Genomic DNA, 11,968 nt, shown 5'->3' on the forward strand with positions numbered 1-11,968 from the left:
GGGGCTGAAGCCTCAGAAATCCTCGAATTTCGCACTTCAAGGTAGAATCCACCGACGTTGGTGTAATTGATTGATAATTTACATTATGTAAATTGAGACGAAGGGTTGCGTGACGCTTGACCTAGGGCTACTGCGTCAGCACCGGGGCGCAGCAACCTCCCGGTCAGGCCTTGCCGCCCAAGTGTTGCCTTGTTGGTCCGCTACTCGCGGATGGTGAGGCATGAGGCGAATGGCAATTTCAAATACACATCCCGATTTTCGCGAAATGGTGCGCGTTTTTGCGCGGATCGGGTTTCTGAGCTTTGGCGGGCCAGCGGGGCAGATCGCGCTGATGCACCGGGAACTGGTGGACGAGCGGCGCTGGGTGGACGAGGAGCAGTATCTCCACGCCCTCAATTTCTGTCACCTCCTGCCCGGGCCTGAAGCGCAGCAACTGGCCACATGGATCGGCTGGAAACTGCACGGGTTACGTGGCGGGCTGGTGGCCGGACTTCTGTTCGTGCTGCCCGGTGCGCTGATCATTCTGGCGCTGACCGCGCTCTATGCGGTTGCAGCTGACCTTGGCTGGTTTGCCGCGCTGTTTCTGGGGATCAAGGCCGCAGTGCTGGCCATCGTGGTGCAGGCCCTGCTGCGCATCGCCGGACGCGCGCTCAACACCGGGTTCAAGCGGGGTCTTTCTGTGGCGGCCTTCATGGCGTTGTTCCTGTTCGATGCGCCATTCCCGCTGGTGGTGCTTGGTGCAGGCGCGGTGGGTATGATCGTGGCCGCGATGCGCCCGGATTGGCTTGCCCTGAAACCCGGCAATGGCGTGCCGATTGCAACGCCACGCCCGTGGGGCCATTCAATCCGCACCGTGCTGATCTGGGGCGCAATCTGGGCGACCCCGATGGTGCTGGTTCTGGCAACGCTGGGCCGCAGCCATGTGCTGTGGGATATCGGCAGCTTCTTTTCGCAACTGGCCGTGGTGACGTTTGGCGGGGCCTATGCCGTGCTGGCCTATATGGCGCAGGAATCGGTGCAGAATTATGGCTGGTTGAGCGCCGGCGAAATGGCGGACGGGCTTGGCCTTGCCGAAACGACGCCGGGGCCGCTGATCATGGTCACGCAGTTCGTCGGCTACCTTGCGGCCTTCCGCGCGCCTGCGCCGTTTTCGCCGTTTGTGGCCGGGTTGCTGGGCGCAGTGCTGACCACGTGGGTCACCTTTGCGCCCTGCTTCCTGTGGATTTTCACCTTTGCGCCGTGGATCGAACGGATGGAAAATTCCCCGCGCCTGAAAGGCGGGCTGGCCGCATTGACTGCGGCTGTGGTGGGCGTGATCGCCAACCTCACCGCGTGGTTCTTCATCCACGTCCTGTTTTCCGCCGTGGCCAATGCCGAAGTGGGACCATTGCGCCTGAACATTCCGGTCTGGTCCTCGTTCGACTGGCGCGCGGCGGTGCTGGCAGCGCTGGCCGCCGTGCTGCTGTTCAAGCTGAAATGGAACATCATGCGCGTGCTTGCCGCCGCTGCCTTGGGCGGACTGATCCTGGGCCTTGCCGTGGCCTGACAGCAACGGAGATAAGACCGGCCTGTCAGGCAATGCTATCCCACAAAGGCGCGTTCGATCACGAAATCGCCCGGCTTGGCATTCGATCCTTCAATGAAGCCCGCCGTTTCCAGCATGGCTGACAGATCGCGGATCATGTCCATGCTTCCGCATAGCATCACGCGGTCGATCGCGGGGTCGAACTGGCGCGGGCCGTTCAGGCCATCAAACAGGCGCCCCGAAGAGATCAGTTCGCCGATACGGCCCGTGGTGCGAAAGGCCTCGCGCGTGACGGTTGGCACATAGATCAACTGTAGCAGGGCCTGATCCTGCACCAGCGGGTCCGCTGCCAGATGGCTTTCCAGTTCTTCCCGGAAAGCAAGGTCGCTGGTCCGCCGGACGCTGTGGACCACGATCACCTGCCCAAAGCGGTCATAGATGTCTGGATCGCGGATCAGCGACAGGAAGGGGGCAAGGCCGGTGCCCGTCGAAAGCAGGAACAGCCGCCTGCCGGGCAACAGGGCATCCGCCACCAGAGTGCCGGTGGGCTTGCGCCCCAGAAAGATCGGGTCGCCGGGCTGAATTTCCTGCAAACGCGATGTCAAAGGCCCATCCGGCACTTTGATCGACAGGAACTCCAGTTCCTCGGCCCAGGCCGGGCTGGCTATCGAATAGGCGCGCAACAACGGCCTGCCCTCGCCCGGCAGCCCGATCATCACGAATTCGCCAGATCGAAAGCGGAACGATGCGGGCCGGGTGATCGTGAAACTGAACAGATGTTCGTTCCAGTGCTTCACCGAATTGACTGTCTCGATCGTCAGGGAGGCAGGCGCCATCGCTGCAAAGGCTGCCTTGCGGTCACTCATCATCTTATGCCTCGGATTGTTCAAGGGTCATCTGGGAATGGTCGAGCCCGGCCATTGCGAATTGTGCTGAGGCCGCCGCGAAGGCCCGCCTGATCTGCGGAGCAGCCGTCTCTGCCACAAGCAGGCGGATCGTGGCGTCGGCGGTTTCGAAGCGCGCCATTGCAAGATCCTGCCAGAGCGAAAGCAGCACCGCTTCATGTTCGGCAATCATGCGGCAGCCGATAGGTGCCATACCCAGTTGATCGCGGGCGTGCTGGTTGAGCAGCGCCGATACCATGTGGAACGGCGGAAGCGCCATTTGCGCACCCATCGTCGAGAAACCGGGCAAGAGCGCCTGCGGTGCGCAGATACGCCGAGCCACGGCATCGGCCCAGGCACGCATGGCCCAGAGCAGAAAACGCGCATCGTTTGCCAGCAGACCAACCTGACGATCGACGAGTTGATACATTTCAAACAGGCCGGGTCAGAATGGGCGCGGCGATGGTATGACCGGCGCGCCGAAAGGCGGCGGCCCACTGACCAAAGGCCGCCTCTATGGCGTCGCAAGCTTCGGCTTCGACCAGCAGATCCAGCGTGGCGCGCGCACCATCGCCCGCCGCGCCAGTCACATCGTCCAGCAGCGAAAGAATGATCGCCTCGTGTTCCGAGATATGGTTGCAGGCCAGGGCGCAGAACTGAAATGTTTCAAGGCCATGCCGGTTGAGGAGATTCATGACCTGAAGAAACGGCTGCAGTGCCGAAAGCGCGCTGTTTGCCGCAAAGCCCGGCGCGGTGGCACTGGCAGGACACCGGCGTTCACCCATCGCCAGTATCCAGGTACGGGCGGCCCATACGGTCAACTGGCCCCCCTTGCCCAGACTTGTGACGGGACTGTCGAGGAACTGATACATGCCACTCTCCTGACCAACGCAAGCAATAGCTAATGCGAATGAGTCGCATAAACAGACACGGTGTGACGGCGGAGGTCAAGTCGTTTCTTGAATGGCGCGCGATTGCGGCAACAGGCCACCCGGCGGGATAAGGCTATTCCGCCGGGCAAACCATCGATCAGAAGCGCGCGTTCAGGCTGACCCAGTAGGCCCGCGCCTTGTCCTTGTTGTTGTAATCATCGACAAAGCTGGGCGTGAACGTGCCATCGCCATTGTCGATGAAATTGGTCTGGTAGCTGGTGAAATCTTCGTTCAGCAGATTGTTCACCCGCGCACCGATGGTGAGGCTATCGTTCAGACGCACCTGCCCGCCGAGGTTGAGCACGGTGTAGCTGCGGAAATAGAGATGATCGCCCGTGGCGGTATCGACACCGCGATAGCGACGAGAGCGGTGCTCCACGTTGAGCTGCGCGCTGAGGCGCGAGGTGATCGCCCAATCGGCCCATGCGTTTGCCATGTGCCGCGCGGTGTTGGTCAGCGGCAAACCAGCCTGTGCGCCCGTTTTCTGTTCGCTGTCGGTATAGGTGTAGTTCGCGCGCAGCTTGATCGCCTGCGTAATGCCCAGCCGCCCGGCCACTTCGACACCCTGGATCACGGCCTTGTCGATATTGGTCGGTTGGCTGATCGATCCACCCAGCCCAAGGATTTCGTAATAATCGCCCAGATTGGCACAGGGGCGAACGAAGTTGGTCAAAGCGCAGGGGCGGACCGTTGCGGTGGCGATCTTGTCGTTGAAATCGTTCTTGAAGTAGGTGACGTTGACGCCGGTGGAAGGTGTCGGATCCCAATAGACGGCAATTTCCGTATTCACGCTGGTTTCCGGGACCAGATCGGGATTGCCGATCATCGGGCTGGTCCCCTGCCCGCCGAAACCGCGAATGCCATCGTAGAGATCGGTAGTCTTCGGCGTCTTGAAGCCGGTGCTTACCCCGCCTTTCACGACGAGCGTGGGCAGCACGTTCCACACGGCATAGGCCCGTGGGCTGAACTGGCCGCCGAACAGGAAATGTTCGTCATAACGCGCGCCCAGCGTGATGGTTAGCGCATCGACCGGTGACCAGTTGTCTTCAGCAAAGATCGACCACTGCTTCTGCTTCTGCACGGCGGCCAGCCCTTCGGTGCTGCCTTCCAGACCGAACACCGAATCCTTCAGATCGCCATCGATATACTGCCCGCCGACAACGACCTGATGCTTCCCGGCAAAACCTTGAAACGGCATGATGAGACGCGCGTCGAGCGTGTACTGGCTGCTTTCCAGATCGCGGTCGGGGCGCGGCAGGAACGTGTCTGCCGCGATCTGCCGACGTTGCGCCTCGCTCAACCCGGCATAGATGCCCCGCGCGCTGTAGATGTCCTGCAGAAGCAGCCGTTCAGCCACCGAGAAAGGCCGGGTGCGCCCAAGGTTTTCGGTGGCGACATGGGCCAGCGAGACAAAGCTCTTGCCGAAGCCCCAGTCACCCTGATGCGTGACCGACCAGTTGGTGCGGTTGAACTTCTGCTTTTCCTTGTAGCCGACTTGCGGCTGCACAACGCCGCGCGTGGCGCGCCAGATGGTATCGATGCCATCGAGCGTGCCGAGCGGGAAGCTGACAACACCCGTCTGCGGATCGACCATCGGGCTGTTGTCATATGTCTGGCGCGATATGTCGTAATCGAAATCGATGGTCTGGCCCTCGGCCAGCTTTACGGTCAACGTGCCGCCGACGTTGTAGTTCGTGTTGTCCACCGTGCGGCCACCGCCGCCAAAGCCCAAGGCCCGCACATGCGTGACGCCAGCCGGATCAACCACCGGTTCGAATTCCGGGTTGGAGGCAAGGCGTTCATAGATCGAGCCGCGCAGTGCAAGGCCCAGCCAGTCACCAGCAATCGGCCCCGCCAGAGAGGCATCGAACGTGATGTCGTTTCCGAAGCGGTCATCCTGCTGGAAACTGCGCCCCACCGTGGCCGAACCGGACCAGCGCGGGCTGACCGGCTTGGTGATGATGTTGATGACACCGCCCAGCGCATCGGCACCATAGAGCGTCGAGGCAGGACCGCGAATAACCTCGATCCGTTCCACCGTATCCAGCGGAGGAATGTGATTGAAAGCGTTGCCGCCGAAGCTGTTCGGATAGATATCGCCATGATTGTTCTGGCGCTTTCCATTGATCAGCAGCAGCGTATATTCCGGCCCCATGCCGCGAATGCTGATGGTGCGCTGTCCGGTCTTGTCCGAGGTTTCGCCCACGTCGACACCTTCGAGATCGCGAACCGCATCGATCAGGGTCATGTAGGGACGTTGGGCCAGTTGTTCTGCGGTGACGACGCTGATGCTGGCAGGGGCATCGACGATCTTCTGTTCAAAACCCGCCGCACTGACGACAATTGTGCGCGTGTCGGTATTTTCCGGCGCTTCATCGGCGTGCGCGCTTGATGTGGCAAATGCGAATGCGCTGAAAGCAGCGCTGCCAGCCAAGAGCAGACGCGTTTCAATCCCGAACTTCATATGGCCCCTCTTTCAAATGCGAGTCATTCGCAAAGTCAGAGCGCATTGGTCTTTGCCGCTGCGTGGCGCAACCGTGAATGCCGGTGGAATTGATTTGTTACGATTTGGCAACGATTTACGCGCGTTCATCCCGCCCGGAAATTCTAGGTGCAATCCTCCACCACCCACGCTGCACCGATGCAAGAACCCCATGCCTTATGCAGTTTCTGATGCAGATCGATCAATCTGCCATTGACCCGCCCATCATGTTGTGCGCTTACGCATGTTTATGCGAATCATTTGCAATAAAGGAAGCAATGCGTGAGGGATCTGTGCAAAGTGGAGTTGGCTGGCGATAACACACCGGCGCGCACAAGCGTGAGGCGAACCGCCGCAGCGATCATCGCGATTGCCATCGCCGGTCAGGCAACGGGCGCACTGGCGCAGGACAACGATGGGCAGTTCTGGGCAGATTGGCTGGCGCGCAAGGATCAGATCGTGGTTTCGGCCACCCTCACCCCGGTGAAGATCGAGGATCTTCCGGTTACCGTTTCGGTAAAGACCGCAGATGACATCGCCAACGAGATGGTCACGGATATCAAGGATCTGGTGCGGTTCGAACCCGGCATCAGCGTTCAGCGTCAGCCCGCGCGATTCAATGCTGCCGGTTCCGCCACAGGCCGCGCCGGGAACGAAGGTTTCAACATTCGCGGTATCGGCGGCAATCGCGTGCTGATCCAGGTTGATGGCGTGCGCGTGCCCGATGGCTTCAGCTTTGGCGCGCAAAGCGCGGGGCGCGGCGATTACGTCGATCTGGGGCTGATCAAATCGGTCGAGATCATGCGCGGCCCCTCCTCTGCCCTCTATGGCAGCGATGGTCTGGCAGGCGCGGTCAGCTTTACGACAGCGGACCCGGCTGACTTTCTGGAGGGCGGAAAATCGATCGGCGGGCTGGTCCGCGCGGCCTATTCCAGCGCGGACAACGAGTTTCAGGAAACCGCGATCCTTGCCGGGCGCAGCGGCGACTGGTCGGCAATGGCCGCCTATACCCGCCGCGATTTCAACGAGATGGACAATCGCGGCACGGTTGGCGGCACAGGTGCGGCGCGCACCCAGCCCAATCCGCAGGATGGCCGGTCAAACGCAGTACTGGGCCGCCTGGTCTATGAACCGGCGGGCGGGCACAAGTTGCGGCTGACCGGCGAATATCTCGATACCTATCTGTTCACCGAAGGTCTTACCGGCCTCAGCTCCACGGTGGAACTGCTGAAAGGCACCGACACCGGCAACCGCAAGCGCGTGACGTTCGACTGGTCATGGCAGGGCGATGGGCCAATCTCGTTCGCGCGGGCAGCGTTGTTCTGGCAGGACGCGCTGGACCGCCAGTTCACCGACGAAGATCGCACGCCCCTGGCAGATCGGGAGCGCCTGAACACATTCGAAAACCGCGTGCTGGGCTTTGCCGCAGATGCCCGTGCGAACTTCAGCACCGGGGGCATCGCGCACGAAGTGGTCTTCGGCGCGGATGTGAACACGACGCGGCAACGCGGCCTCCGCGATGGCACCGTGCCGCCAGCCGGAGAGACTTTCCCGACCCGCGCCTTCCCGACGACCGACTTTACGCGTGCAGGGGCGTTCATCGGCGATCAGATCACCATTGGCGGGCTGACCCTGTACCCGGCACTGCGCTTTGACTGGTACAGGCTTTCGCCACAGGCAGATGCGCTGTTGCCCGGATTTGCCGCAGCCGGGCAGGACGGATCTCGCGTTTCGCCAAAGCTGGGGGCAGTGTGGAAGCTGTCCGAAGGCGTCCGCCTGTTTGCGAACTATGCGAACGGGTTCAAGGCCCCCGAACCGGGGCAGGTGAACCAGTTCTTCCAGAACCCGGCGCAAGGATATATTTCCGCCCCTAACCCCGATCTTGGCCCTGAACGCAGCGAAAGCTTCGAAGGCGGGGTACGGTTCTCCGGCAACGGGGTCAGCCTCGATATCACGGCCTTCCGGGCGCGCTATCGCGATTTCATCAGTCAGGAAGTGGTGGGCGGTGCCTTTACCCCGGCGAACCCGGCAGTGTTCCAGTTCGTCAATCTTGATCGCGTGAACGTGAAGGGCGCCGAAGCGCGCTTTGAAGCGCGCGCGCAAAGCGGTCTGCACGCCAACCTTGCGCTGTCCTATGCGCATGGTGACGTGATTGAACCGGGGGGCGTGCGCACGCCACTGTCCACGGTCGATCCGTTGAAACTGGTGATGGGCCTGGGCTTCCGCGATCCACAGGGGCGCTTTGGCGGGCAGATCATCGCCACGCACAGCGCCCGCAAGGAAGACGGGCGCACGACCGGATTGTGTACGCCGTCCTGCTTCCGCCCGGCAGCTTTCACCATTCTCGATCTCGTGGCCAATGCCCGGCTGTTTGAAGGGCTGACGCTGCGTGCCGGCGTGTTCAACCTGCTGGACGAGAAATACGCCTGGTGGTCCGATGTGCGCGGCCTCGCCTCAACATCCGCGATTACCGATGCCTTCACCCAGCCGGGCCGCAACGCCAGCGTCTCGCTCAGCTATCGCTTCTGATCATGATTGCCGGAGACTCCATCATGAACCGCTTTGCTTCGCTTCTTGGCGCAAGTTTGCTCGCCCTCGCCTCGACCGTCAGCCCGGCGCTGGCCCATCCACCGATTGCGGCAGAACAGGCCGCAGCCGGCTTTGCGCAGGACCGTGCCGACATTCTGGCGATGGCCGGGAACTTCAAGGTTCGCTTCGACATGCAGGAATCGACCCGATGGGATCCGACCTATACCCCGCTCGAACCGAAGGTTTCGGGCGGGCACGAGGTCGTCCGCGTGATCGAGGACACCGGTCGTCGCATCGTGTTGCAGCACATGCTGGTGGTGAACCATGAAGGCAAGGACATGGTGATCAAGCACTGGCGGCAGGATTGGGAATACGAACCTGCCCGCGTGCTGGTCTATGCTGATCGCCACACATGGAAGTGGGAGGACGTGCCCGAAAAGATGCGCACGGGCCGCTGGTCGCAAACAGTATGGCAGGTGGATGACAGCCCGCGCTATGGCGGATGGGGGCAGTTCGAGACGCAGGGCGGCGTGCGGCGCTGGCGGTCCAACTGGACGTGGCGCCCACTTGCCCGGCGCGATGCCGTGCGCAATCCGGTTTATGATCGCTACCTTTCGATCAACCGCCACCAGAACACGCCCGATGGCTGGGTCCACTGGCAGGACAATACCAAGATGGGGCCGAAAGCAGGCGCCATTGCCCCGATCGTGCAGGAATACGTCCTCAACACCTACACGCGGTTCGATGGGTACAACGTCAAGGCCGCAGACGATTATTGGGCTGCAACCAAGGACTACTGGGCTGCCGTGCGCGCGCAATGGGATCGCGTGGCGAACGAGAAAGGCGGCATCGGCATTCAGGAAGAAGCCGCAACCGGTACCATCATCAGCGGCAGACTGATGCAACTGGCCAGTGATCTGAAAGATGGCAAGACTGATCAGGCCACAGCCATTGCCGAAGCGCGCAAGGTGATCGCGGACAATACCCGCAAACTCTGAACATGGGCATGGTGGCGGCGTGAATCATGTTCACGCCGCTTCAGGCTTCAGCCGAAACGGAAGCCCGTTACCGCCATGCTGCCCATGAAATCGCCTTGGTGGAAATGCACGGCGCAAGCGTCAGCCCCACCCGCCCCTGCGGCTACCATCAGTGGCAGCAGGTGTTCGGGCCGGGGGTGCGCGGCGCGCGCGGCGGGGGCTTCGGCCCAGTGTTGCAAGGCTGCGTCCCGTTCGGCCTGCGCCTTTCCCGGCAGACTTTCACGCAGCCAGCCATCGAACTGCGCCGCCGCATCGGCCCCCGCCGGGCCCCATGCGCGCAGGTTGTGATAGGACAGCCCCGATCCCAGAATCAGCACGCCTTCATTCCGCAAGGGTTGCAGCAGGCGGCCCATCGCGATGTGGGCAGCGGGATCGAAGTGGTCCAGCACCGATAGCTGCACGATCGGAATGTCGGCCTGAGGCCGCACGGGTTGCATCATCGAGAACGTGCCGTGATCGAAGCCACGTGCGGCATCTTCTTCGCAATCCATTCCCCCACCCCGCAGCAAGTCGCGCACGCGGGTTGCCAGTTCCGGGCTGCCCGACGCGGCGTAGCGGATGTGGTAGGTGTGTTCGGGGAAATTGTAGTAATCATAGAGCATCGGCGGCGCGGGGTGCGACGATACTTGCGCCACCGGTGCTTCCCAATGTGCCGAAACCACCAGCACGGCACGCGGCAGTTCGGGCAATTCGCCCATCACGCCCGCCAGCGATGCCTCCAGCTTGCCATAGGCGTCACGCATCGGCCCATCCATCCACGGCCAGGGTCCGCCGCCGTGGTTGAGGAAATATGTGGGCAGTCGGGTCATCGGCGCAGAACTCCTTTGGAATAGCTCGCAGATGGTCATCGCCGACAAACCCCGCAAGGCTCCCCTTGCCCTCTTTTGACGTTGCCCTCCTTTGGTCGATATTGTAAGTAACACTAACAAAATCGGAAGAGGAGCCGAACGCCATGCAGTCATTCGAAAACCAGATCGCCTTCATCACCGGCGGCGCATCGGGCGCTGGCTTCGGTCAGGCGCAGGTCTTCGGCCGCGCAGGCGCAAGGATCGTGGTGGCCGATATCCGGGCAGACGCCGTGGCCAAGGCCGTGGCAGACCTTGCAGCCGAAGGCATCACCGCCCACGGCATAACGCTCGATATCATGGATCGCGCTGCCTATGCCCGCGCGGCTGACGAGGTTGAGGCCGTCTTCGGCGCAGCGCCCACGCTGCTGTTCAACACCGCAGGCGTCAACAGCTTCGGCCCGGTGGAGAACACCAGCTATGACGATTTCGACTGGATCGTGGGCGTCAATCTGGGCGGCGTGATCAATGGCATGGTCACGTTCGTGCCCCGCATGATTGCCAGTGGGAAGCCGGGGCACATCGTCACCACGTCATCCTTGGGCGGGCTGATGGGCAGCGCGCTGGCCGCGCCCTATTCCGCCGCAAAGGCTGCCGTGATCAACCTGATGGAAAGCTACCGGCAGGGGCTGGACAAGCATCAGATCGGCGTGTCGGTGCTGTGTCCGGCCAACATCAAATCGAACATCGCCGAAGCCAGCAAGTTGCGCCCCGCACAGTTCGGGCAGAGCGGCTATGTCGAGAACGAGGACTCGATCGCCTCGCTCCATTCGATTCACCAGCATGGCATGGACCCGGTGGAACTGGCGCAGCATGTAAAAGCCGGGATCGAAGCCAACCAGCTTTACATCATCCCTTACCCCGAAGCGAAGGACGGGTTGCGCGCCCACTTCGATCTGATCGTGGATTCAGTCCTGCCGCTGGAAGCAGACCCCGAAGGCGCACGCCTGCGCACCGAAGCGCTGAACAACTGGGCGGCTGATCGGGCAAAGGTGTTCATGGAACAGCAGGAAGGCTGAACCGGACGCAGACTTTATCCCGCCGCACGAAGCTGCTGCTGTTCGCCCACGACGTGGCCCGAACGGCGGCAGATTTCGGTGAATGCGGCGATCGGCATTGGCTTGCCGAACAGGTAGCCCTGCAGTTCGTGGCATCCGGCGGCGCGCAGGATTTCGGCCTGCGCTTCGCTTTCCACGCCTTCAGCGATAACCGCCATGTCCAGCCCGCGCGCCAGCGTGATGGCGCCTGTTACCAGCATCGTTTCCTTGGCACCGGGGGCAAGGCCTGTCAGCAACGACTTGTCGATCTTGATGTGGCTGAAGCCATAGGATCGCAGATAGTGGATGCTGGTAAAGCCCGTACCGAAATCATCCAGCGCCATCGACATGCCCTGCGCCTTGAACGTCTCCACCGCGCTTACCACCCGTTCGGGATTGGCAAGAAGGTAGCCCTCGGTAATCTCGAACTGCAGCCGCTGCGGCGGAAAGCGCGTCTGTTCCAGAACGTGCGCCACCTGCCGTTCGAACGCGGGATCACGGAACTGCGCGGGCGAAACGTTGACGCTCAGATGCAGATCGCCCAGCGGCCCGATCTCGCGGGCGGCGCGTTCCAGCACAAACAGGCCAAGCGGGTGAATCTGTCCCGTCGCTTCGGCAATGTCGATGAACTCGTCGGGCGGCAGCGGCCTCTGCGGCCGACGCGGCCAGCGCAGCAGCGCTTCGACCGAAACGATCC

Annotated in this window: 10 protein-coding genes; 4 read left to right on the forward strand and 6 right to left on the reverse strand. The window is 61.9% G+C overall.

Going from position 1 to position 11,968, the window contains the following annotated elements; all coding sequences use genetic code 11:
* Window positions 1-229: 229 nt before the first annotated feature.
* On the forward strand, window positions 230-1,546 hold the full coding sequence (chrA, locus tag ACOVQ0_RS17980; RefSeq protein ID WP_421887664.1) for a chromate efflux transporter: 1,317 nt from the start codon (window positions 230-232) through the stop codon (window positions 1,544-1,546).
* 35 nt (window positions 1,547-1,581) lie between these two features.
* On the opposite strand, the gene ACOVQ0_RS17985 is transcribed toward chrA, so the two are convergent.
* From ACOVQ0_RS17985 to ACOVQ0_RS18000, 4 genes are all read right to left on the reverse strand, one after another.
* Window positions 1,582-2,391, reverse strand: a complete 810-nt coding sequence (locus ACOVQ0_RS17985) for a ferredoxin--NADP reductase (RefSeq protein WP_421887690.1) — start codon at window positions 2,389-2,391, stop codon at window positions 1,582-1,584.
* A 4-nt stretch (window positions 2,392-2,395) separates the two neighbouring features.
* A complete protein-coding gene (locus tag ACOVQ0_RS17990) occupies window positions 2,396-2,839 on the reverse strand; it encodes a hypothetical protein (RefSeq protein WP_421887667.1) in 444 nt (147 codons plus the stop codon).
* 1 nt (window position 2,840) lies between these two features.
* A complete protein-coding gene (locus ACOVQ0_RS17995) occupies window positions 2,841-3,281 on the reverse strand; it encodes a hypothetical protein (protein WP_421887670.1) in 441 nt (146 codons plus the stop codon).
* 157 nt (window positions 3,282-3,438) lie between these two features.
* Window positions 3,439-5,805, reverse strand: a complete 2,367-nt coding sequence (locus ACOVQ0_RS18000; protein WP_421887673.1) for a TonB-dependent receptor domain-containing protein — start codon at window positions 5,803-5,805, stop codon at window positions 3,439-3,441.
* A gap of 357 nt (window positions 5,806-6,162) precedes the next feature.
* On the opposite strand from ACOVQ0_RS18000, the gene ACOVQ0_RS18005 reads away from it, so the two are divergent.
* Both ACOVQ0_RS18005 and ACOVQ0_RS18010 read left to right on the forward strand, forming a co-directional pair.
* Window positions 6,163-8,352 carry a TonB-dependent hemoglobin/transferrin/lactoferrin family receptor gene (locus ACOVQ0_RS18005; protein WP_421887676.1) on the forward strand — a complete coding sequence of 730 codons (2,190 nt, stop codon included), beginning with the start codon at window positions 6,163-6,165 and terminating at the stop codon, window positions 8,350-8,352.
* A gap of 23 nt (window positions 8,353-8,375) precedes the next feature.
* Window positions 8,376-9,350 (forward strand): DUF6607 family protein, encoded by a 975-nt coding sequence (locus tag ACOVQ0_RS18010; RefSeq protein WP_421887679.1) that lies wholly within the window; start codon window positions 8,376-8,378, stop codon window positions 9,348-9,350.
* 47 nt (window positions 9,351-9,397) lie between these two features.
* Here the strand turns inward: ACOVQ0_RS18010 and ACOVQ0_RS18015 are convergent, their stop codons facing one another.
* On the reverse strand, window positions 9,398-10,198 hold the full coding sequence (locus tag ACOVQ0_RS18015; RefSeq protein ID WP_421887682.1) for a DODA-type extradiol aromatic ring-opening family dioxygenase: 801 nt from the start codon (window positions 10,196-10,198) through the stop codon (window positions 9,398-9,400).
* 143 nt (window positions 10,199-10,341) lie between these two features.
* On the opposite strand from ACOVQ0_RS18015, the gene ACOVQ0_RS18020 reads away from it, so the two are divergent.
* Complete coding sequence (locus ACOVQ0_RS18020) at window positions 10,342-11,253, forward strand: SDR family NAD(P)-dependent oxidoreductase (RefSeq protein ID WP_421887685.1); 912 nt, start codon at window positions 10,342-10,344, stop codon at window positions 11,251-11,253.
* A 14-nt stretch (window positions 11,254-11,267) separates the two neighbouring features.
* Here ACOVQ0_RS18020 and ACOVQ0_RS18025 read toward each other — a convergent pair.
* Window positions 11,268-11,968: EAL domain-containing protein (locus tag ACOVQ0_RS18025; RefSeq protein WP_421887687.1), on the reverse strand; the 701-nt coding region annotated here is incomplete at its 5' end.

This window comes from Novosphingobium sp. (assembly GCF_049240505.1).
Lineage (GTDB): Bacteria > Pseudomonadota > Alphaproteobacteria > Sphingomonadales > Sphingomonadaceae > Novosphingobium.

Coding starts and splice junctions, on each gene's coding strand:
- ACOVQ0_RS18015 (WP_421887682.1), bottom strand. CDS start 10,198: ATGACCCGACTGCCCACATATTTCCTCAACCACGGCGGCGGACCCTGG.
- ACOVQ0_RS17995 (WP_421887670.1), bottom strand. CDS start 3,281: ATGTATCAGTTCCTCGACAGTCCCGTCACAAGTCTGGGCAAGGGGGGC.
- ACOVQ0_RS17990 (WP_421887667.1), bottom strand. CDS start 2,839: ATGTATCAACTCGTCGATCGTCAGGTTGGTCTGCTGGCAAACGATGCG.
- ACOVQ0_RS18010 (WP_421887679.1), top strand. CDS start 8,376: ATGAACCGCTTTGCTTCGCTTCTTGGCGCAAGTTTGCTCGCCCTCGCC.
- ACOVQ0_RS18000 (WP_421887673.1), bottom strand. CDS start 5,805: ATGAAGTTCGGGATTGAAACGCGTCTGCTCTTGGCTGGCAGCGCTGCT.
- chrA (WP_421887664.1), top strand. CDS start 230: ATGGCAATTTCAAATACACATCCCGATTTTCGCGAAATGGTGCGCGTT.
- ACOVQ0_RS17985 (WP_421887690.1), bottom strand. CDS start 2,391: ATGAGTGACCGCAAGGCAGCCTTTGCAGCGATGGCGCCTGCCTCCCTG.
- ACOVQ0_RS18020 (WP_421887685.1), top strand. CDS start 10,342: ATGCAGTCATTCGAAAACCAGATCGCCTTCATCACCGGCGGCGCATCG.